The 21,107-nt window shown below is 60.0% G+C and carries 22 protein-coding genes and 1 CRISPR repeat array; of the genes, 7 read left to right on the top strand and 15 right to left on the bottom strand.

The features are described 5' to 3' along the window. Nucleotides 1-63: 63 nt before the first annotated feature. Complete coding sequence (locus tag B5F39_RS05600) at nucleotides 64-702, top strand: class I SAM-dependent methyltransferase (RefSeq protein ID WP_087364810.1); 639 nt, start codon at nucleotides 64-66, stop codon at nucleotides 700-702. Between the two features lie 94 nt (nucleotides 703-796). On the opposite strand, the gene B5F39_RS05595 is transcribed toward B5F39_RS05600, so the two are convergent. Together B5F39_RS05595 and ilvD are read right to left on the bottom strand one after the other, a co-directional pair. Beyond that, a complete protein-coding gene (locus tag B5F39_RS05595) occupies nucleotides 797-2,125 on the bottom strand; it encodes an SLC13 family permease (protein WP_087364807.1) in 1,329 nt (442 codons plus the stop codon). Nucleotides 2,126-2,237: 112 nt separating this feature from the next. Further along, the gene (gene ilvD / locus B5F39_RS05590) at nucleotides 2,238-3,893 is read right to left on the bottom strand and encodes a dihydroxy-acid dehydratase (RefSeq protein ID WP_087364804.1); all 1,656 of its coding nucleotides are present in this window, start codon (nucleotides 3,891-3,893) and stop codon (nucleotides 2,238-2,240) included. 180 nt (nucleotides 3,894-4,073) lie between these two features. Between ilvD and B5F39_RS05585 the strand changes: the two genes are divergently transcribed. Together B5F39_RS05585 and B5F39_RS05580 are read left to right on the top strand one after the other, a co-directional pair. Next, nucleotides 4,074-4,568, top strand: a complete 495-nt coding sequence (locus B5F39_RS05585; RefSeq protein ID WP_158095948.1) for a LysR family transcriptional regulator — start codon at nucleotides 4,074-4,076, stop codon at nucleotides 4,566-4,568. After that, a complete protein-coding gene (locus B5F39_RS05580) occupies nucleotides 4,529-5,029 on the top strand; it encodes a hypothetical protein (protein WP_239391123.1) in 501 nt (166 codons plus the stop codon). The genes B5F39_RS05585 and B5F39_RS05580 overlap by 40 nt, the downstream gene beginning before the upstream one ends. A 109-nt stretch (nucleotides 5,030-5,138) precedes the next feature. Here B5F39_RS05580 and rpsI read toward each other — a convergent pair whose 3' ends face one another. The 13 genes from rpsI to yfcE all read right to left on the bottom strand — a co-directional run bounded on the left by rpsI (nucleotide 5,139) and on the right by yfcE (nucleotide 15,764). Further along, nucleotides 5,139-5,540, bottom strand: a complete 402-nt coding sequence (gene rpsI, locus B5F39_RS05575; RefSeq protein WP_087364798.1) for a 30S ribosomal protein S9 — start codon at nucleotides 5,538-5,540, stop codon at nucleotides 5,139-5,141. Nucleotides 5,541-5,558: 18 nt separating this feature from the next. Then, nucleotides 5,559-5,993 (bottom strand): 50S ribosomal protein L13, encoded by a 435-nt coding sequence (rplM, locus tag B5F39_RS05570; RefSeq protein WP_087364796.1) that lies wholly within the window; start codon nucleotides 5,991-5,993, stop codon nucleotides 5,559-5,561. A 164-nt stretch (nucleotides 5,994-6,157) separates the two neighbouring features. Next, nucleotides 6,158-7,201: a nicotinate phosphoribosyltransferase gene (locus tag B5F39_RS05565; protein ID WP_087364794.1), complete on the bottom strand. Its 1,044-nt coding sequence runs from the start codon at nucleotides 7,199-7,201 to the stop codon at nucleotides 6,158-6,160. A gap of 11 nt (nucleotides 7,202-7,212) precedes the next feature. Continuing rightward, nucleotides 7,213-7,440 carry a preprotein translocase subunit SecG gene (secG, locus tag B5F39_RS05560; protein WP_087364792.1) on the bottom strand — a complete coding sequence of 76 codons (228 nt, stop codon included), beginning with the start codon at nucleotides 7,438-7,440 and terminating at the stop codon, nucleotides 7,213-7,215. Between the two features lie 83 nt (nucleotides 7,441-7,523). Next, nucleotides 7,524-8,108 (bottom strand): RdgB/HAM1 family non-canonical purine NTP pyrophosphatase, encoded by a 585-nt coding sequence (rdgB, locus tag B5F39_RS05555; protein ID WP_087364790.1) that lies wholly within the window; start codon nucleotides 8,106-8,108, stop codon nucleotides 7,524-7,526. Then, nucleotides 8,099-8,860 (bottom strand): ribonuclease PH, encoded by a 762-nt coding sequence (gene rph, locus B5F39_RS05550; RefSeq protein WP_087364788.1) that lies wholly within the window; start codon nucleotides 8,858-8,860, stop codon nucleotides 8,099-8,101. The genes rdgB and rph overlap by 10 nt, the downstream gene beginning before the upstream one ends. A 1-nt stretch (nucleotide 8,861) precedes the next feature. Further along, nucleotides 8,862-9,737 carry a GerMN domain-containing protein gene (locus B5F39_RS05545; RefSeq protein WP_087364786.1) on the bottom strand — a complete coding sequence of 292 codons (876 nt, stop codon included), beginning with the start codon at nucleotides 9,735-9,737 and terminating at the stop codon, nucleotides 8,862-8,864. A gap of 94 nt (nucleotides 9,738-9,831) precedes the next feature. Beyond that, entirely contained in the window at nucleotides 9,832-11,115 is a 1,284-nt protein-coding gene (locus tag B5F39_RS14395) for an N-acetylmuramoyl-L-alanine amidase (RefSeq protein WP_239391121.1), read from the bottom strand. Between the two features lie 16 nt (nucleotides 11,116-11,131). Beyond that, nucleotides 11,132-12,493 carry a TldD/PmbA family protein gene (locus B5F39_RS05535; protein ID WP_087364784.1) on the bottom strand — a complete coding sequence of 454 codons (1,362 nt, stop codon included), beginning with the start codon at nucleotides 12,491-12,493 and terminating at the stop codon, nucleotides 11,132-11,134. Further along, nucleotides 12,490-13,527 (bottom strand): low-specificity L-threonine aldolase, encoded by a 1,038-nt coding sequence (gene ltaE, locus B5F39_RS05530; protein WP_087364782.1) that lies wholly within the window; start codon nucleotides 13,525-13,527, stop codon nucleotides 12,490-12,492. The genes B5F39_RS05535 and ltaE overlap by 4 nt, the downstream gene beginning before the upstream one ends. 54 nt (nucleotides 13,528-13,581) lie before the next feature. Next, entirely contained in the window at nucleotides 13,582-14,406 is an 825-nt protein-coding gene (locus tag B5F39_RS05525) for a PHP domain-containing protein (RefSeq protein ID WP_087364780.1), read from the bottom strand. After that, a complete protein-coding gene (locus B5F39_RS05520; protein ID WP_087364779.1) occupies nucleotides 14,393-15,205 on the bottom strand; it encodes a GAF domain-containing protein in 813 nt (270 codons plus the stop codon). The genes B5F39_RS05525 and B5F39_RS05520 overlap by 14 nt, the downstream gene beginning before the upstream one ends. Then, nucleotides 15,192-15,764, bottom strand: a complete 573-nt coding sequence (gene yfcE, locus B5F39_RS05515) for a phosphodiesterase (RefSeq protein WP_239391118.1) — start codon at nucleotides 15,762-15,764, stop codon at nucleotides 15,192-15,194. Before yfcE ends, B5F39_RS05520 begins: the two co-directional genes overlap by 14 nt. A gap of 84 nt (nucleotides 15,765-15,848) precedes the next feature. Here yfcE and B5F39_RS05510 point away from each other — a divergent pair, with 84 nt between their 5' ends. The 4 genes from B5F39_RS05510 to B5F39_RS05495 all read left to right on the top strand — a co-directional run bounded on the left by B5F39_RS05510 (nucleotide 15,849) and on the right by B5F39_RS05495 (nucleotide 21,102). After that, complete coding sequence (locus B5F39_RS05510) at nucleotides 15,849-16,220, top strand: hypothetical protein (RefSeq protein WP_087364777.1); 372 nt, start codon at nucleotides 15,849-15,851, stop codon at nucleotides 16,218-16,220. Beyond that, complete coding sequence (locus tag B5F39_RS05505) at nucleotides 16,217-16,669, top strand: DUF188 domain-containing protein (protein WP_087364776.1); 453 nt, start codon at nucleotides 16,217-16,219, stop codon at nucleotides 16,667-16,669. The genes B5F39_RS05510 and B5F39_RS05505 overlap by 4 nt, the downstream gene beginning before the upstream one ends. A 197-nt stretch (nucleotides 16,670-16,866) precedes the next feature. Continuing rightward, a CRISPR array of direct repeats spans nucleotides 16,867-18,284; the repeat unit is 32 nt; unit sequence GTCGCGCTCCTCGCGAGCGCGTGAGTTGAAAC. A 179-nt stretch (nucleotides 18,285-18,463) separates the two neighbouring features. Continuing rightward, nucleotides 18,464-19,879, top strand: a complete 1,416-nt coding sequence (locus B5F39_RS05500) for a solute carrier family 23 protein (protein WP_087364774.1) — start codon at nucleotides 18,464-18,466, stop codon at nucleotides 19,877-19,879. 200 nt (nucleotides 19,880-20,079) lie between these two features. Next, on the top strand, nucleotides 20,080-21,102 hold the full coding sequence (locus B5F39_RS05495) for a bifunctional UDP-4-keto-pentose/UDP-xylose synthase (protein WP_087364772.1): 1,023 nt from the start codon (nucleotides 20,080-20,082) through the stop codon (nucleotides 21,100-21,102). The last annotated feature ends 5 nt before the right edge of the window (nucleotides 21,103-21,107 follow it).

Here is a 21,107-nt window from a genome sequence, read left to right as displayed (position 1 = left end):
CTAGAAACGGTTGAAAATCTCCGGAGCGCGAGCCACGTATAAAAAATTGGAGGAAGTCAGAAGATGGATCAGCAGGAATATTGGAACAAAGCCGCGGAGACAAAACAATTCACAACGCCGTTTCAGCTCGAAGCGTTTGAAAAATACGTCCCGCGCGTAGCCTCGATACTCGACGTCGGCTGCGGCTACGGGCGCACGCTCGACGAGCTTTACCGCGCGGGCTGGCGCGATCTCATAGGCATAGATTTTTCCGAAGGAATGATACAAAGAGGCCGCGACGAGTATCCTTACCTTGACCTGCGAGTGAAGGCCGAGGCGGAGAGAATCGACCTGCCAGACGAAAGCGCCGGCGCCGTTATAGTCTTCGCCGTGCTCACCTGCATACGCACCGACGCGGAGCAGGAGCGCTTCATAGCGGAGATCCGCCGCGTCCTGCGTCCCGGCGGTATCCTGTACGTCAACGACTTCCTGCTCAACGCCGACGAGCGCAACGCCGCGCGCTACGAAAAATTCAAAGACAAGTACGGCGTGTACGGCGTCTTCGAACTGCCGGAAGGCGCGGTATGCCGCCACCACGACGAGCTTTGGATAAAGGCGCTCCTGAGCGGCTTCAAAGAGCTCGAATACAGCCGCCTGACCTTCACGACGATGAACGGACACACGTCGAACGGCTTTTATTTTATCGGACGGGCGGAGAAGTGACGGAAACGCGCTTATTTTTTGCACGCGGCGCAAAATAATAGGCACGCGCGGTTTGCCGCGCGTGCCCCAGTGTTTTGGTAAATCTTTTCAGGCGTTATGCTATCATGCTGATGACGAGCGTCGCTATGATGCCCGTGATCGACATGACTATGTTCTGTCCCACGCAGAGCGTTTTCAGCGTCGTCTTTATGTCGCAGCCGATGAATTCGCTGTAGACCCACGTGAAGCTGTTGTTGACGTGCGAGCCGAGCGAGGAGCCGGCGCTGATTGAGAGGAAAGCTTCAAGCGGCGTGATGAGCCCAGCTTCGCACATCGGAACGGATAGACCGGCGGCGAGTATCGCCGCTACGCTGGCCGAGCCCTGAGCGAACTTAGAGAATCCGGTGATGAGGAATGGGATGAAAATTACCGGGATCGGCGAATTGATTAGGACTTGTGCTATCGTTTCGCCTACGCCTGTGGCGCTGACTATCTTTGCGAGCGCGCCGCCCGCGGCTGTGATGAATACTATCGGGCCCGAGATTTTCAGCGCGTCCGTCATCGGAGCGTAACGCTCTTTTTCAGGAAGATACGGTGCGAGGAAAAGTATGGAGACTACTATGCCGAGCACGAGGGCGATGTTTTTGTCTCCGAGGAAGTTCAGGACGGTCAGGAAAGTCCCTTTTTCAAGAAGCTGGCCGCCGACCGACGCGCAGAGTATGAGCACGACCGGAAGCAGTATCGGCATTATTGAGACTATGAATGACGGAAGCGTGCTCTCGTCAGGCATAACGCCGCTGTCTGCTTTTTCGCTCTCAAGCGGCGTGAACCACGAGGCTGGTTTGCGCATAAGATAGAATTCGCCGAATATCCAGACGCATATCGTGATGAAGAGAGCGGCGGGAAGCCCCCACAGTATCGATGTGCCTATGTCGAGCCCGAGCACCGCTATGACCGCGAGCGGTGCGGGGGTGGGCGCTACGAAAGCGTTTGTCGAGAGCAGAGAACAGGCTGTCACCGTGCCAAGCGCGTAAGGGCTTTTGCCGCTTTTCTTCGCGACCGATTTGACGAGCGGAGCGAGAAGCACCATTGCGACGTCGCTGAAGACCGGTATGGCGACGAGGTATCCGGTTGTGGCGAGCGCTGCGCTTGAATTTTTGTTGCCTACCACGCGGAGCAGCGTCGTTGCGATGCGGAGGCAGGCGTTCGATTTTTCAAGATAAATACCGAGTATCGTACCGAAAATTACAAGAAGTCCGATGCTTTTGCATGTCCCGGCGAAACCGTCCACAAGCGTGTTTATCGCCTTCATGCTGTCGAGGCCGCAGGCCATTCCTATGCCGAGCCCAGCGAGAAGCATACATGCGAAAGGCCCGAGCTTTGTCTTCATCATCAGGAAAAGCATTATGGCGAGTCCGACGATGAAAATGATAAGATTTGTCATTGTTTTTCCTCCTTTGGAATTTTTGCAAAAAAAGGGAGACCAGTACGGCCTCCCGAATTTCACGGCCGCACGCTTAAAAACGTTCCGTGTTTTTGCTTATTGGTGACGAGGGCTATTTACGGTAGAGCCAGAGCGCTCCTTCATCCGGCCCGGAAACTCCGAGCCTGTACGCTGACAGCACACCGGGGGCGGGGTGGTCGGGGCGTTTTACGTGTTTCAGCCGTTCCGCTATTTCTTCGTCAGTGAGGGCGACGTTGATGGTTTTCGCGTCGATGTCTATCGTTATCATATCGCCGTCCTGTATCGCCGCTATCGGGCCGCCGTCCCAGGCCTCTGGGGAGATGTGTCCGACGCACGGGCCGCGCGTCGCGCCCGAGTAGCGTCCGTCGGTTATCATCGCGACGCTGGTGTGCAGCCCCATGCCGACGAGCATAGCGGCGGGGATGGACATCTCGCGCATTCCCGGGCCGCCCTTTGGCCCCTCATAGCGTATGACGAGGACGCAGCCGGGCTTTATGTCCTTGTTCACCATGAAGTCGCGCAGCTCTTCTTCCGAGTCGAAGCAGACGGCGGGGCCTGTGTGTTTGAACATCTCCGGCACGACGCCGCTTTTCTTTATGACGCAGCCGCCGGGCGCGACATTGCCGTAGAGAACCGCGTAGCATCCGTCGGGGTAGAGCGGGTCGTCTTCGCCGTGGATTATTTCGGGGTCGACGCGGCGGCTGTATGCGTCGAGATATTCGCCGAGCGTTCCGCCCATCGCGAGTTTCTCGTTGAGATTAAGATGGCGTTTTATAGCTTTGAGCGTCGCGCCGACACCGCCGGCCTTGTGGTAGTCGCTGATGTTGTATTTCGACGACGGCTTGAATTTCGCTATTACGGGGATGTCTTTCTGAATTTCGTCGAACTCCTTGAGCGTCAGGTCTATTCCCATGACGCGCGCGAGGGCGCATACGTGTATCTGCGCGTTGCTCGACCCTCCGGTCGCGGAGACGTGGCGCAGGCCGTTGATTATGGAGTTCTTCGTCACGATGTCGGAGAAGCATGTCCCCTCGCGCACGAGTTCGACGGCTCTCTCTCCGACGGCGCGCGCCTGCCGTACTTTTTCCGCCGAGCAGAAGAGCATGGTCGTCGAGTCGAAGGGGGCGATGCCTATCGCTTCGGCGAATACGCCCATCGTGTTCGCCGTTCCGTACATCGAACATGTTCCGCACGAATGGCAGATGCTGTGTTTGAAGCGGCTGAATTCGTCGGCCGTTATCTTCTCCGCCCTGTACGCGCCGATGGATTCCTTCAGGTCGGGCGTCACATATACGCGCTCGCCGTCGTCGTATGGCACCATGCATCCTGCCGTGAGGAAAAGGCACGGTTTGTCGAGCGAGGCCGCCGCCATGAGCATGCCCGGGACTATTTTGTCGCACGAGCAGAGGAATACGAGTCCGTCGAAATCGTGCGCGCGCGCCATACATTCCGCCGCCCCGGCGATGAGGTCGCGCGATGGCAGTATGTAGTGCATCCCGAGCCCCTGAGCCATGCCGTCGCACGGAGCCGGTACGTTGAACTCAGCCGGCGTTCCGCCCGCAGCCCATACCCCTTCGGCGACGCGCTGGGCCAGTTCGCGCAGCGGCTTGTGCCCCGGGTTTGCGTCGGTATATGAGTTAACGATACCGATGACGGGTTTGCCAAGATCTTTCTCCGAATAACCGCACGAATTCATCAACCCTACGTAATAAGCCTGAGTTGGATCGTTGATATTGTGACTGCTCATTTTGTCCACACCTTTTGCTTATCAATTTTTACATTTATGAAAATTTCGTCTTTCTCTTATGCCATATACTATAAGTCTTCGAACGACATAATGGAAACAGTTAAATCCGATATATTAACAGTATTTAGATTGTGGATGTGAAAATTTCGTGTTAATCTTGTTTTGAAGGGGGGCGGTCGTTTGACTAACGGGGAAAGGTTGTTTCTGGTTCTGGCGGAGGAGCTGAACTTCGGACGGGCCGCAAGGAAATCTTTCATCAGCCAGCAGAGTCTGAGCGACCACATCAAGCGGCTCGAAGATCATTATGGCGTGAGCCTTTTCACGCGGCGTCCCGCCGTCGAACTTACGGATGCGGGGCGTGCGGTGCAGCGGTCACTGCTCGCGGTCAGGAATATAGAGCAGGGACTAGACGCAGAGCTGTCGGAGATCCAGCGCGGCGCTTCGGGAACACTGCGGCTTGGCATGAACTACACTCGCGCGAAGATAATAGTGCCGGAGCTTTTCAGATGGTGCCGCATGAAGTACCCGAACGTGAAGATAGAGCTGACGCTTGAAGAGACTCTGACGATGCAGGAGCTTTTGAAAAGGGGAAGCTGGAGTGTTTTCTCGGCGTCAACGCCGTCACGCCGCCGGATATGCGCGTGCGCGCGCTGGCGAACGAAGGGATATATCTAGTTGCGTCGCGCGCCTATCTGCGCGAGCGTGCCGGGATTGAGGTGTCCGAGTCGCCGGTATCGGAGCAGGAGATCGACCTGCGTTATTTCAGCGGACAGTCGTTTGTGATGAATTATCCAAAGAGTACGACATATCAGCTCGTCGCGCAGTTCATGGCGTCGAACGACATTTCGGTCGAGAATGTGCTTTCCGTCAGCGACTACGACATTTCGGAGAAAATCTGCCGCACCGGCCTTGCGGCGCTTTGCGCGCCGCAGTTTTTCATCCAGTCGATGCTCAAGGGCAACGAGCGCTGCGGGGAAGACGAGCGGCTGTTTGCCATGCCTGTCATGGGTCTCGGCGGCTCTCTCCGTTTTGAGCTGATTTACAACGGTATGCCGCGCTATCCGCGTTTCGTCCTGGATTGTTTTGATAAGATCGAAGATATAGTCTGGAGCTACAGCGTTGCCGCAGGCGTATGATATGCGAGACTGTTTCGGCGCGATGCCGTTGACTCTTGTTGTTTGTGCAGGCATAAAAGGCAACCGCCGTATGAACGGCGGTTGTCTGTGTTTTTTGAACTCCCGCGGATTAACGCTTAGAGAACTGCTTGTTGGCGCGGGCGCCTTTGAGGCCGACCTTCTTGCGTTCGACCATGCGCGGATCGCGCGTTAGGAAGCCTGCTTTTTTGAGCGCCGGGCGCGCGTTCGGGTACATCTTGAGGATCGCGCGGGCGACGCCGAGGCGGATGGCTCCGGCCTGGCCGGTAAGTCCGCCGCCGTGGGCGTTGACGAATACGTCGATCTTGCCTTCGACGCCGGCTACTGCGAGGGGCTGTACAGCCATCGAGGACCAGTAGAAGCGCGGGAGGTAGTCCTTGACTTCACGGTTGTTGATGAGGAACTGTCCCGTGCCTTCGCATATGCGGACGCGGGCTATCGCGTTCTTTCTTCTTCCGGTTCCCCAGAGGAAAGCCGATTTTTTCTCTGCCATGTTATTCCACCCCTCTCCTTAGTCTATCTGCTCGGGTTTCTGCGCCGCGTGCGGATGAGCCGGGCCGGCGTAGACCTTGAGCTTGCGGTACATGTCGCGTCCGAGCTTCGTCTTGGGAAGCATGCCCCAGACGACGCGCTCGATAAGGCGCTCGGGACGGCGCTCGAGGACTTCCTTATAGGTGAGCGACTTGAGGCCGCCGGGATGTCCCGTGTGGCGGCGTATCGTGGACTGGATGAGTTTTTTGCCGGTGAGCCCGACCTTGTCCGCGTTGATGAGGACGACGAAATCGCCGGTGTCGACGTGCGGCGTATATGTGGGCTTATGCTTGCCCGAAAGGATGCGGGCTACCTGTACTGCGAGACGGCCAAGATGCTTGTCGGTGGCGTCGATGAGATACCACTTGCGCTCTACTTCTTCGCCCTTGGCCATGTAGGAACGAGTGCCTATCATGGATCTTCCTCCTTAGAAGACGTGGTTGTTCATAGTTGTGATTTATCGCTCAAAGCGTCTCCGCGCCCATCCCGTCCGCGAGGCGCGCCCGCCGTAACACAGGCCCGCCCGCCGCCGGGAACGCCCTGCCGCCGGCTGTGGGGGACGGCGGCAGGGCGCGGCGCTTAGAGCACGCGTTTAAGTCTCGGGTTCGGGATTATCCCCGGTAGACGGCCGCGCTTGGCTATCGGCCTGCCGTCTACCATTTTTATGTCCATCGTCATGTCGCGCTGCGCGCCGCTGGTTATGTAGCTGCCTACGCCGTAGACGTCCGCGCCCGCTTCGTTCATGACCCTTATGCGCTCCGGCGTGAGTCCGCCGGTAGCTATTATCTGTACTTTGTTGAATCCCGCCGCGTCCAGCCTCCAACGCATTTCGCGCACAAGATCGGGCGTGACTCCGCCGCGCTCGCCCGGCGTGTCTAGGCGTATGCCGGAGAGTTTGTCTCCGAGCGCGTCGGCGACGCGCAGAGCTTCCTCGCATTCGTCCTTGAAGGTATCGACGAGGACGATGCGCGGCTCTTCCTGCGGTACCTGCGCGTCATAGAGCTTGGCGAGCTTTACGGTGTCTCCAACCATGAGTATCGCCGCATGCGGTACGGTGCCTTTCGGCTCTTCGCCGCAGAGCTTTGCTGCGAGTATGCAGCTCATGGCGCTGCAGCCAGCGATTTTCGCCGCGCGCTCCATGACTGGAGCTATCGCCGGGTGTACGTGGCGCGCCCCGAAGCAGAGGACGCTGCGTCCTTCGGCGGCTTCGACGCATTCCCTGGCGGCTGTCGCCCAGCCGGTGGAGGAGGCGAGCATTCCGAGGAGGACGGTTTCGTAGATGCCGAAGGACTCGTATGTGCCGGTTATGCGCATGAGGACTTCCTTCGCTTCGAAGCTGTCTCCCTCTGCGAGAGCTTCGACCTGCGGCGGGTTCGGAAGGCGGCGGAAGAGGTTGAGGACTTCTTCGGAGCCGCAGAATATCCCGCTTTTGCGTGTGAACACCTCGGCGACGACCGGGGTGTCGAGGAGTCCCGCCGAGCGCAGGACGTCGCGTGTCTTGAGGAAATATATGTCCGTAGTCCAGCCTTCGAGTATCTCCTCGTGGGTGGCGGAGAAGAGGCGTCCCTCCTCGCCCTTGTATGAGGCTATGTCTTTCTGGCTGTCCAGAGGCTTGATGGTCATGGCTTTATCCGCTATCTGACGAGTACCTGGATGATGGAGATGACCATGAAGGCCGCCATGAGGCACGCCGTTACCTTAGTCAGGCCGCTCATGCGCTGCCACGTGCCGCTCATATCGGCCTGCGTGCCGCCGCCGCCGAACGCTCCGGTGAATCCGCCGGATTTTCTTTTCTGCATCATTACGACGGCTATCAACGCTGCGCAAACGAGTATGTGAATGACTCCCAAAAGGATTCTCACAAACTACACCTCCAAATTTTTCTAGTAAAAAGCAAAGCTTTTGCTTTGCTGTGACTTCGCCGTTACATACTGCGTACAGCGTATTATTCTATCATATCCTTGAGCTTTTGGGCTATACCTTTGACTGCGAGCGCGCGGTGGGAAATTTTATTTTTTATCTCGTCGCCGAGCTCCGCGAAGGTTTTGTCGAAGCCCTCCGGGACGAATACGGGGTCGTAGCCGAAGCCGGATTCTCCGCGCGGCTTGCGTATTATCGTGCCGGGGCAGTACCTCGTCACGACGAGCGGCTTTTTGCCGGGCGCGAGGACGACGGCTATCGCGCAGGCGAAGCGTCCGCGCCTGTCCTCTTTGTCCGCGAGCTCGCCGAGCAGCCAGCGCGTCCTGTCCGCGTCGCCGCCTTCAACTATGCGGGCGGAACGCACGCCGGGCAGTCCGCCGAGCGCGCGGGCCTCGAGGCCGCTGTCGTCGGCGAGAGCCGGAAGGCCGGTAGCCTCGGCCCACGCGCGTGCTTTGATGAGCGCGTTTTCCGCGTAGGTCTCGCCGTTCTCTTCGATTTCGTGCGGCCCTTCCATGTCGCCGCCGAAGAGCAGCTCCACGCCGGCCGGCTCGAGCTGCGCCTTCATCTCTCTGTATTTGCCTCTGTTCCCGCTCGCGAAGACTATGCGCATGTCTCGAAGAGCCTCCGTTCGTCTTCGGTCAGTCCGAGGACTTCAAGCTGCCTACGCTGAATTTCGGCGATTCCTGATGCAGCGAGGTCGAGCATCTGTCCGAGCTCCGCGCGCGAGAAGGCCGCGCCCTCGCCCGTGCCCTGTATTTCGACTATGCCGCCGCGCCCCGTCATGACGACGTTGGCGTCTACGTCGGCGGACGAGTCTTCTTCGTAGCGCAGGTCGAGGACGAGCGCGCCGCCGGATTTCCCTACGCTGACGGCGGCTATCTGATCCTTCAGCGGTATCTCTGCGAGTCTGCCGTCGGCCTTGAGCGTCCGCAGTGCGTCGAAGAGCGCGACGAAGCCCGCCGATATGGATGCCGTCCTCGTGCCGCCGTCGGCCTGCAGCACGTCGCAGTCTATCGTTATCGTGCGTTCGCCGAGGCGCGGCATGTCCACGGCGGCGCGCAGCGAACGGCCTATGAGCCGCTGTATCTCGCTGCCGCGCGCGTCGCGCTTTCCGCGGTTTATCTCGCGCTGCATGCGGCTCTGGGTCGAGCGCGGAAGCATGGCGTATTCCGCCGTTATCCAGCCGCTGCCGGAGCCGCGCAGGAAGGGCGGGACTTTCTCTTCGACCGTGGCGGTGCAGAGGACGTGCGTGTCTCCCCAGCGGATCAGAGCGGAGCCTTCCGCGTATCTGTTGACGCCGCGTTCAATGGTTATCGGGCGCAGTCCGCCGGGCGCGCGCCCGTCTATGCGTGCTGCCTCCATCCTAGCGCCCCTCCTCCCACGGTCCCGTGAGGTCTACGGGCGTTTTGTCCGTGATTTCTTTCGAGTTGACGTAGAATTTTATTTTTTTGATGGGCGGGAAGTTGTCGCGCATCGTGTTCAGCATGCCGTTGAGTACCTGCGCCGCCTTTTCTTTGCCGAGCTTCTTTATCGAGCTCTGGAAGGCAGGAGTCATGTCCACGTAGAGCCAGTCGCCTCCGTGGAAGACGCTGTTGACGGCCGCGGCGGTGTCCATCGCCTTCGTTTCTTTTAGGCTGTCTATGTACATGGAGAGCACCTTCTGGATGTCCTCCTCGCGCGTGCCTCCCGGCTTTATTTCTATGGAGCGTGTCTGGAAGGATGAGCCGTCTGGTACATATATGCTGTATTTCGCGTTCGACGGGGCGTTCTCCGCCGTCGCCGCGCTTTCGGTTATCTCCGCTCCGCTGCCGTAGACGTTGCCTATGCGCTCTCCGCCTTTTTTGTCCGACCACGAGAAGAAGTAGTTCGTGGCGACGTAGCCGCAGGTGAAGAGTATGACGACGAGCGCTATCCACGCGAATATGCGTACGATTTTCGGCGCGCGCGGGCGGCTGTAGTCGTCGTCATCCTCGTAATCGTCTTCGTCGTCGAAGTCTGCGCGCTTCATCGCTTTGCGCCTGCGGCCGCCGCGCAGCGAACGCGCCTCTTCCTCCTCCTCCATTTCGCGCTCGCGCAGAGTGCGGCGCGCGCGCGGCTTGCGGGGCTTTTCGTCCTGTTCGCCGCGTTCGTCCTCTTCCTCGCGCATCAGGCCGCGGCGGCGCACCGCCGGCTGGTCGTAGTTTTCGTCCTTCTTGTCGCGTATCACAAAATGGCGCTGTCTTTCTTCCGGTTCTCTCATTCGTCGTCCCCCAATGGCGGTGTCCGCTTTCGCGGCGGTTTCGTATTATATGCCAAAAACGTCCCGCGCGTGTCGCAGGCGCGGGACTTCCGCGCTACTGTGCGCGGTGCGTCTCTATGTACTCTATTATGCCGTCGGCGAGGCTGCGGCATATCTTGTCGCGGTATGCCGCCGTGTTGAGGCGCTGGGCCTCCGCCGCGTTCGTCAGGTAGCCCATCTCGACGAGGACGGCCGGCATCGCCGCGCCCCGCAGCACGAAGAACGGCGCCTGCGCGACCTTGCGCATCGGCAGGCCGGATTTCTTTGCTCTCGCGTTGAGCACCTCGGTGAGCGCGGTGCTTTCGCCTATCTTGTTGTTCTGCTGCATGTCGCCTAGGATTTTGAGCAGGAGCTGAGTCTTTTTGTCGGCCTTCTGTATCTCCGCCGCGCTGTGGGCGTCGCCGGATATTTCCCTGTTTTCAACTATGGCTAGGTTCATCGCGTCCTTGTCGGATGGCAGGGCCATGATGTATATCTCGAAGCCGGCGACTTTGCTGTGCCCCTTTGGCATGGAGTTGCAGTGCAGGCTGATGAAGACGTCGGCGTTGTTCTTGTTCGCGAAGGCGGTGCGCTCCGCGAGCTTGAGGTATACGTCCGTGCTGCGCGTCAGGCGCGCGTCGACGCCGCGCTCCTTCAGTATCTTGCCGAGCTGCACTGCGGCCTTGAGGTTAACGTCCTTTTCGCGTACCTTGTTGGCCGACGCGCCCGGGTCGTGGCCGCCGTGGCCCGCGTCGATTACTACTATGGGCTTTCTGTTGCTCTTGACCTTCGGAGCGGGCGCTTGCGTCTGCGTCTGTGCCGGGGCTTTGGCCTCCTGCTTCGGCCCGGCCTTCTGCGGCGCCGGCTCCGTCTGCGTTTTTTTCGCAGGCTCGGCCTTTTTCGTCTGTTCTGCCGGCTTCGGCTTAGGCTGGGCCTGTTTCTTCGGCGCCGGCGCGGCGGCCGCCGCGCTTACCGCGCCCCATCGGAAATCGGCCTTCTGGCCTATGGCTTTGTAGAACTGTCCGAAGGCGGATAGCAGCCCGCGTCCCTCGCCCCACCAGTGTCCGTCCTGCGTGACGACCGGCGTCGAGAAGCTGATTATCGTTCCGGCGGCGCGCACGATGTTCGAGCCGTTCCAGAATTCTATCTTTTTGCCGTCCATCGTTACGATAAGCGACGTGCCGTCCTTTTTGGGCGCGAAGCCGAGCGCCGAGACGACCTCGTCTATCGCCATCTCGCGTATCGTGCCGTTCATGCGCGTGCTGACCGCGCCCTTTTTGATGCCTCCGTTCCACAGCTCTATCCGCTCCTCCGCGAAGGCCGGAAGCGCGAAGAGCAGCAGCGCCGACAGCGCCGCCATGATTATGTATTTCGTTCTATTTACCTGCGATGACAACATTATCTACCACCAATGTCGGGGCGGCGGTCGCGTATGAATAGGTGAGGTCGTTCCCCGCCGCCGCGATGTTTTTCATGAATTCAAGAAGATTCGAGGCTATCGTGACGCCGCTGACGGGAGTCGTGAGCTCGCCGTTTATTATCCTGTGCCCCTTGGCCCCTATCGAGAAGTCGCCGCTCACCGGGTCTATAGTGTGCAGCCCCATGAATTCGGTGACGTACATGCCGCTCGTCACGCGCGAGATCAGCGACTGAGGGCTTTCAGTCCCGGGCTCGAGTATCAGGTTCGTCGTGCCTACGTCGGGCAGAGAAGACATGCCGCGCGAACAGTTGCCCGTCGATTTCACGCCGTCCTTCGCCGCGTACTGAAGGTTGTAGAGGAAGGCTGACGCGACGCCGTCCTTTATAAGCTCGGTGCGCGATGTCGGCACTCCCTCGGAGTCCCAGGACGAACTGCCGGGCTTCCACGGCACGCGTCCGTCGTCCGTGAGGCTCACGCACCGGGACGCGACGGCGTCGCCTATGCGCCCCTTCATCAGCGAACGCCCGCGGTGAACGTCCGAAGCGCAGAAGAGGCTCCCGATCACGTCTACGAGCGGCGCCACGGCCTCGGGGTCGATGACTATCGTGTACGTTCCGGTCTCGAGCTGCGTCCCGCCGAGCGCCGCGACGGTCTGCTTTACCGCCCTGCGCGCGCATTTTTCAGCGTCGAGCTCGCAGAGGCGCAGAGCGTCCATGCCGTAGCCTCCCATCTCCGTGAACTCGCCGGACTGCGCGAGGACGGCGACGCCGCAGTTGGCGCTCGATCCGTGCTCCCAGCCCGAAAGCCCTTTCGTCGTGGCGAAGAATGAAGCTCCCCAGCCGTCGCGCCACGCCGCGGAGCGCACCGAGATTATCCGCGCGTCGGCGCTCCTTGCCGTTTCCGTCATGAGTTTGCAGTATTCCATGCGCCGGGCCGGAGTTATAGCCCGTATCGCTTCGTCCTCGGCCTCAAGCTCCGGGCAGCGGACGAGCGGCCCATCGTAGAGAGCGACGCCCTCCTCAGGCTCCGAGGCGCGCGCGTTGTGCAGGCTCCATTCGATGAGCGAATCGACGGAGGCCCGGTCGAGCCTGTTGCCGTAGGCTATGCCCTGACGCCCGTCGGAGAGTATCGTGCGTATGCCGAGGCCCGCGGACGAGCCGCAGGTGGATTCCTCTATTTCGCCGTCCTTCAGCGTCAGGCCGTTGGCGCAGCCTTCGCTGTAGAGCACGTCCGCGCCGCAGGCTCCTAGACGCAGGGCCTCGTCCAGAGCGTGCGCGGCGAGTGCCTCGACTTCCTCGTGTGAAAGAAATCCCGTCACGCCCGTATTACCTCCGCCACTATGGCCGCGGCGCGCTCAACGTCCTCGCGGTCCACGTCCATGTGCGTCACGAAACGCGCTCGGCGCGGCGAGACCATGTGGACGAGCATGCCTTTGTCGAAGCAGCGCTTCTCGAACTCCGCGTCGCTCACGTCGCCCTCTCCGAGCGGGAAGAAGACCATGTTCGTCATGTCGGGCGTATCCTCGACGGCTATTCCGGCCTTGCGCAGCAGCTCCGCGAGCAGACGTGCGTTCTCGTGGTCTTCGGCTAGGCGCGCTACATTGTTCTTGAGCGCGTAAAGCCCCGCGGCGGCCGCGATGCCGACCTGGCGCTGCGCTCCGCCGAGGCGTTTGCGCCATTTCTTCGCCTTTTCTATGAAGTCACGCGTGCCGCAGAGCATCGAGCCGAGCGGCGCGCCGAGCCCCTTCGAGAGGCAGAACTGCACGGAATCGACTTCTTTTGTATATTCGGAAACTTCGACGCCGTACTTGACCGCGGCGTTGAAGATGCGCGCGCCGTCGAGGTGGACGTGGAAGCCGAGCCTGCGTCCCTCTCGGGCCGTGCGCGCGAAGCGCTCCGGCGATACGGCGATGCCGCCCGTGTAGTTGTGCGTGTTTTCGAGCGCGAGCATCGTCGTCTCGGCGTGGTGGATGTCGCCGTCGGCTCTGTTGGCCGGCGCGAGCTCCTCGGGCGCGGGGATGCCGCTGCCGTCGTCGAGCGGATAGGGGCAGAGTCCCGCTATCGCGGACAGGCCGCCGACCTCTGAGCACCACACGTGCGAGCGCTTGCCCGCGAGTATGCTCTCGCCATGGTGTCCCGCCGCGACGAAGGCGAGCAGGTTGCCCATAGTGCCGGAGCAGGCGAATATAGCAGCCTCTTTACCCGTTATCTCGGCAGCGTATTCGCAGAGGGCGTTCGACGACGGGTCGTCGCCGTATATGTCGTCTCCGACCTCCGCGTGCGCTATAACCTCGCGCATTTCGTCGGACGGTCTCGTTACGGTGTCGCTTCTGAAATCCATGATCTTGTGCATCGTTTGTCCTCCGTTCGGAAATTTTTATAAAGCGGCGCGAAGGCCGCCGAAAATCTACCTTATGCCCAGCCTCGCCCACGGCAGGAAATCGTCGCTCACAGCCATGCCTAGCTCTATATCCTGCCCGGAGATGCCGTGGAAGTCGCTCCCCGCCGTCGCGTAAAGGCCGAAGCGTTTTGCGAGCGCGAGATGGCGGAACGTCGTCTCCGGGTCGTTGGAGCCGTAGACGGCCTCTATCCCCCACAGCCCCGCGTCCTTGAGGCGCGTCACGAGCGCGGCGAGCCCGTCGCCGTCCAGCCGGCACTGCGCCGGGTGTGCGAGTACGGCCAAGCCGCCGGCCTCCTTTATAAGAGCTATACATTCCTCAGCTGAGAGCCTTTCGCGCGGCACATAGGCCGCCGCCCCCCTGTCGAGATACTTCATAAAAGCGTCGCCGATCGAGAGCGCGTAGCCCTTGTTCACCAGCAGCTTCGCGATATGCGGACGCGCTAGCACCTCTCCGCCCGCGAGCTCCTCGGCCTCCTCGATGCGGACCTTGACGCCGAGCTTGCGCAGTTTTTCAAAAATAGCCGCGTTGCGCTCATTGCGCTTCTCTCTTATATCCTCGAGCCGTTTCTCAAGAGGCTCGGCCCCGGGCGTTATCCTGTAGCCCAGTATGTGGAGCGTATATGGCGCCGCCGCCGACAGCTCTATACCGCAAAGGCCGCGCACGCCGTCTTTCTCGCACGCCGCTTTAAAATCCGGCAGCCCCGAGGTCGTGTCGTGGTCGGTCAGCGCCAGCAGCGCGAGCCCGCGCCGCTTGGCCGCCGCTGCGAGCTGCGCCGGGGAATACCTGCCGTCTGAAAAACGGCTGTGAACATGCATATCAATCAACATCATAATCAGTCCCCTCCGGCGTATCGTCTGTTTCAAACATATAAAGCTCGTGGCCGAAAATCATCGCCGCGAGAGAAAGTTTCGCCGCGTCCTCCTGCGTAAAGGCTCCGGCCGACGCGGACTCGAGCTGGAGCACTCCGAGCTTTTCGCCGTGCGCTGAAACCGGAACGGAAACTATAGACGCGGCGTCGCGGTCTATCGGCTGATCGTGCGCCGTAGAGACGCGGCCGACCACCATCGGCTTGCCCGAGGCGTAAACCTTCCACGGCGTGCCTCCGCTCCGCCTCAGACGGCGCGGCTGCTCGCCGAGATGCGCTGGGAGATACAGCCCGCCTTCGCGGTTCGCCAGAATTATAAAAACGGCGTCGTCCGGCGCCATATTCTGAAGCTCCTCCCACGCTCGGTCGATGAACGACTGGTAGTCGGGAGCCTGCGCGACGTGCGAGGCGAAATCCTCAAACGCCGGAATCACTCGCCTCGCCCTGTCCCTGAAATAAAAGAGATAGGCGCTGATAGTAAAGAACAGCACGAATACCGACGCAGCCTCCAGCCACGTAAAAACGCCGGCGACAGCGACGACTACGGCGGAGCCGGCGCAGATGACGAGATTCGTCTTATAAGGCCACCGCCCCGCCTCGTTCAGTCCGATGAATGAGGCCACCAGAAACGCCGTGAAAAAGGGAAAAGAGTCGAAAACGCAGCTGAAGACCGACCCCGCGGCGAGAAAAACCACCCACAGCGCCGAGGGCCAAAAGCGGCGCGGCCTGAAGACCGGCGCCGTCCTGCGCTTACCACCTCTCAAAATGCAGTTCCTCTCCGTCCAGCGTCATTATCCAAATGCCTTCGTCCGTTGCGAAAGCGGCGCTCTCGGGATCGCGCCCCTTCGGAATCGTCGTCGAGCCCGGGTTGAGGAAAATCGTCCCCTCCTCGCGCACTAGCGAGCCGACGTGAGTGTGCCCGGATATCGCGAGATCAACCTTATTGTAAAGCGCCAGCTCGCGCAGCAGCGGGAAATTGTCCCCGTGCATCATGAGAATCTTCCTGCCGCGCCACGTCGCCGACACTATCTGACGGAACTCGGGCTTCAGCACCATCATATCCACCGGCGCGTCGCAGTTGCCCGTTGAGATGAGCACCCTGCCGCCGTCGAAATAAAAATCGTTTATCGCCTCGGCGAGGTCGGCGGGCGTATAGCCGCCCGGGATGCTGTTGCGCGGCCCGTGGTAAAGCACGTCGCCTGCGTGAAACACCGTCCTCGTCTCCGGGCCGAAAAGCGCGAGCGCCCGCCGCCACGCCGGAAGGCTGCCGTGCGTGTCCGAGAGAATACCTATTTTACTGTCTTCTATGACGTAAACGGACAAACCTATCCATCCCTTCTCTTAGAATGACGGTTTATATTATAATTCAGAGCGGCTGGAAAGATAAACCGCAAGGAGGGCTATTTAATGGAACTCGACATAAAAAACCTCGGCGACCAGGACATGCGCCAGCTCGTCAAATCTCTCGAGCTCGTCTCAGCGCGCGTGCTCGACTCCGTAGTGCGCGCGGGGCAGCTCGCAGGTTCGGCGACGCCCGAAATGCAGGCGCTCTTCGCCGAATGGGTCGGCTGCCTCGGCGGCGAGCTCACGCGCGCCGTCGAAGAGAAGGGAGCCATAGACCCTGAAGCTCTCGCGAAAACCATCGGCGTCACGCCCGCGACGATAATCTCGCTCGCGCTCGCGCTCCACCGCCATGGCGCGATAAAAATCACGGAAATCAAAGCCGAGCCTTCGGACGGGCGCAACACCGAGATCTGCGGCTGCCTGCAAAATAATTGAAAATAATCGTAGATGCCGACGCATGCCCGCGCGGCGCGCTCGCCTCCGCGCTGTCTCTCGCCGCGCGCTTCGGCGTCAGGCTCGTCACCGTCGCCGGCTTCGACCACGTAATCGAATCGCCCGAGCACGTGACAGTCGGCGACGGCCCTCAGGAGGCCGACATAAAAATAATAAACCTTGCGCAGTCTGGCGACGCCGTCGTAACGCAGGACATCGGACTCGCCGCCGCGGTGCTCGGCAAAAAATGCGCCGCGCTCAATCCGTGCGGCTTCGAATACCGCGAGGATACGATAGCCGCCGCGCTCGAAGAACGCGAAATAAAGGCGAAGCACCGCCGCTCCGGCGGTCGCACCAAAGGCCCGCCGAAAAGGACGAAAGAAGACGACGGACGCTTCGCGGCGCGCCTCGAACAGATACTGCGCCGAACCATTAAAGATCACCTGGAGTAGACCAAACGCGCGGGCCGCACACATGCGCGCCCGCGAACCTGAAGCGCGCATAAAATTCCACGAAGCTTCGCGCTCCGCGCCGCGTCCGAGAAAAACGGAAAATCGTTGAAACACAGGCACAATGAAAACCGCCGAAGCCTGCGCTTCGCGCAAAATATCGAAAAAGTGCTATCATGTCCGTACTTATTTATAGTACAGTCGCGCTCCTCGCGAGCGCGTGAGTTGAAACAAGAGCCTGACGGGACAGCGGAACAGCGTGCTCGGTCGCGCTCCTCGCGAGCGCGTGAGTTGAAACAGTGTGGTGAGGAGGTGAAGTTATGAGCGAAAAAGCGTCGCGCTCCTCGCGAGCGCGTGAGTTGAAACGTTCTAAGGGGCTTATCGCTGAGCGGCGCAAGGAGTCGCGCTCCTCGCGAGCGCGTGAGTTGAAACCGGCCGGCTTCGTGCGCTTCGCGGGTCAGGAGCCGTCGCGCTCCTCGCGAGCGCGTGAGTTGAAACTGCCGTCAAGGCACAACTTTTTGACTTGTGACTGGTCGCGCTCCTCGCGAGCGCGTGAGTTGAAACCAGGCGCTAAAAGGTACTGTGTCGTCGTCTCGCCGTCGCGCTCCTCGCGAGCGCGTGAGTTGAAACCATAGCCGCGCGCCATGCCGCGCTCGCCTTTTTTGTCGCGCTCCTCGCGAGCGCGTGAGTTGAAACATCAAATGGGACTATAGACCTATTGCGAAACGCAGTCGCGCTCCTCGCGAGCGCGTGAGTTGAAACCTCCTGTGGTATAATATCCGTGTCGGGCGAATTTTGTCGCGCTCCTCGCGAGCGCGTGAGTTGAAACGCCATCCACTGCTAGATACGCGCCTGTACCTTCGTCGCGCTCCTCGCGAGCGCGTGAGTTGAAACTGCTCTGTTCCGACTCGTGAAGGGCCGCTGCGCGTCGCGCTCCTCGCGAGCGCGTGAGTTGAAACCGTGTCGTCTATAGATACTGCTAAAGCATCCGTGTCGCGCTCCTCGCGAGCGCGTGAGTTGAAACTTGTCTCTCCGGCCATAAATACTAAAGAGCATCCGTCGCGCTCCTCGCGAGCGCGTGAGTTGAAACCTGTTATGCTTGTTTATCGCGGCCTCGTGCGCGGTCGCGCTCCTCGCGAGCGCGTGAGTTGAAACCCACGGCGCTTGAAGAGGTACGTGCCCCAGAGGTCGCGCTCCTCGCGAGCGCGTGAGTTGAAACCATTAAGCGGCGGCCTCGCCATACGCCGCGGCCTAGTCGCGCTCCTCGCGAGCGCGTGAGTTGAAACCCCTACTCACCGGCAGACCTCGAAAAACTCATCGAGTCGCGCTCCTCGCGAGCGCGTGAGTTGAAACATAAGCTACCTCAAGAACTACAGCGACGGCCTCAGTCGCGCTCCTCGCGAGCGCGTGAGTTGAAACTGCAAACTGCTCTGTACGACCGGCGTGGGTGCCGGTGTCGCGCTCCTCGCGAGCGCGTGAGTTGAAACGGGTACACGAATGACCCGTCAGCGCTTTTTTGCGTCGCGCTCCTCGCGAGCGCGTGAGTTGAAACCGTGATGTGGTCAAGTATATGTATAACGATATATGTCGCGCTCCTCGCGAGCACGTGAGTCGAAACGTCGATTTCGTGCTGGAAAATCAGCCATTCGCGGTGTCGCGCCACGTCGAGGGCGCGGCGATTTCTATCTCCCTCCGCCGGTTTCCCGCCTCTCCTAGTAATTTCTGCGATTTTCGTCTATAATACGCGCGGCATTTAATTTTGCAACCGATTGCAAAGATCCTTGGGGGGAACGAACTATGGCGAGAAAGCAACTTGTTTACGGAATCAACGATAAGCCGCCGCTGCCGATACTCGTGCTTGCGGGGGCGCAGCATGTGCTGACGCTCTTCGGCGCGACTACGCTCGTGCCGCTCGTGCTCGGGCCGGCGATGGGGATGACTACGGCGCAGATGGGAGCGTTCATCGGCTGCGTCTACTTCGGCATGGGCATCGCTACGCTCATTCAGACGCATCCGAAGCTCGGCTCCGGGCTTCCGATAGTTCAGGGCTCGAGCTTCAGTTTCATACCGCCCATCATGACAATCATCGGCGCGTACAAGAGCATGGGGCCTGACGTCGTGATGCAGTACGTCGGCGGCTCGCTCATCGTCGGCGGCGTCGCGCTTTCGGCGCTCGGATACGGACGGCTCATCGGGCGTATACGCAAGATAATCACGCCGGTCGTCATCGGGCCGACTATCATGGCTATAGGCTTTTCGCTCGCGCCGACCGCCATCCAGTTCAACGCGGCGAATTACTGGCCCGTTTCGCTGCTGGTCGTCGTCCTCGTTTTTTTCTTCAGCCTCGTGAGCAAGAATAAATATTTCAACATCTTCGCCGTTCTCGGCTCGATAGTCATCGCCTATCTGCTCTGCCTCGCGCTGTCGCTCGCTGGCGTTTTCGCGCCGGGCCATGCGGCTTATATAAATCTCCAGAGCATCATCGACGCGCCGTGGCTTCGCCTGAATCTCTTCATGCCGTGGGGCGCGCCGAAATTCTCAGGCCTCGCCATCGGCGCTATCGCGGCGGGATTTTTCTGCGTGATGATAGAGTCCATCGGCGACTATCATAACTGCTCCTACGCCGCCGGCATCAACGATCCTACGGTGCCGCAGATCAACCGCGGCATAGGCGCGGAGGGCATGTGCTGCGCGCTCTCGGGAATCCTCGGCTCGGTCGGCACGACGTCGTACACGGAGAACATCGGGCTTATCGGGCTGACTGGCGTAGCAAGCCGTTACGTCGTGCGCGCCGGCGCCGTTATACTTATACTGCTGTCGCTTATAGGCAAGCTCGGCGCTCTCATAGCGACGATGCCGACGCCTGTCATCGGCGGCGCGTATATTACGCTCTTCGGCACGATAGGCGCGCTCGGCATTCAAAACCTTATGCGCGCCGACATGGGCAGCCAGCGCAACATACTCATAGTCGGCTTCTCGTTCCTTATGGCGCTCGGCCTGCCCGGATGGGTCGAGCCGAACCAGGCTCTCTTCACTGGCGCGCTCGGCACGACCGCCGGCGGCATGGTGTGGGCCGTGCTGAAGACTCCGATGGCTGTCGCTGGCGTCCTGGCTGCGATTTGTGACAACCTTATCCCCGGCACGACGGTTGAGCGCGGCATAGCCTCAGGCGTCGAAGAGTCGCAGGAGAACGTGAAGCGTCCGCGCGCGTAAATGTAAATTTTCAACTGATTTTATGAAAGAGGCGAAAGCCTCTTTTTTATTCCAACGCCGTTTTTGCCAGGCCCGCCGGTCAGGACAAAAACGGCGTTGAGCTTTATAATAAAAAAATCGAAAATTACAGCCGTTGGTACGGCGGCGCGATATATTGCCCGCGCGGCGCGCGGTGGAGCAGCTGGAAGGAGAGGTTCTCGATGAGACTGTTCGTAACGGGGATAAACGGATTTATCGGCACGCATCTGCTGGGGGCGGTGCTCGCTTCAACTGACTGGCAGGTGAGCGGCTTCGACATAGCGTCTTCGAACCTCGCGCCCTACGAGGGGAACGCGCAGTTCTCTTTCCGCCGCGGGGATATTTTCAAGGACAACGAGGCGCTGGAGGCCGAGGTAATAAAGTCGGATGTCGTCATTCCGCTCGCCGGAATAGCGAAGCCGGCCTATTACGTAAAAAAGCCGGTGTGGACGTTCGAGCTCGACTTCGAACAGAATCTCAAGATGGTTCGCCTCTGCGTGAAGCACAACAAGCGCATAATATTTCCATCGACCTCCGAGGTCTACGGCATGAGCGCGGGCGAGGAGCTAAAAGAGGACGAAAGCCCGATGACGACAGGCCCGGTCGTAAAGATGCGTTGGATATACAGCTGCGCTAAACAGATGATGGACCGCATGATATTCGCCTACGGGCAGGAGGCCGGGCTGCAGTTCACCATATTCCGCCCATTCGACTGGATCGGGCCGAGGCTCGACACATTCAGGGACGCGGAGGAACGCCGGGCGCGCTCCGTAACGCAAATGCTCTACGATATGATACACCGCCGCAAGATCTCGCTCGTCAACGGCGGAGAACAGCGCCGCAGCTTCACTTGGGTCGGCGACGGCATCGAAGCCCTCATGGCTATAATCCGCAACGACCACAACCGCGGCGACAACGAGATATTCAACATCGGCAACCCTGATAACAACTACTCGATAAAAGAGACGGCGGCTATGCTTATAGACGAAGCGAAGCAGTTCCCGCGCTTCCGCTGGGCCGCCGAGGCGACGGAGCTCGAGATAATCCCTTCCTCAGTATATTACGGCAAGAGTTACGACGACATGCAGAACCGCAAGCCCTCCGTCAGAAAGATGGAAAGCCGCTTCGGATGGAAACCGAAGACCGGGATGCGCGAGGCTCTGCACAGGACGATAGCGTGGTACGCCGAACAGGAAGCGGAGTAAAAGCA

Source organism: Cloacibacillus sp. An23 (assembly GCF_002159945.1).
Taxonomy (GTDB): Bacteria; Synergistota; Synergistia; order Synergistales; family Synergistaceae; genus Caccocola.
The sequence above is the reverse complement of the archived record's forward strand: the minus strand, read 5'-3'. Positions and strand labels throughout refer to the sequence as shown.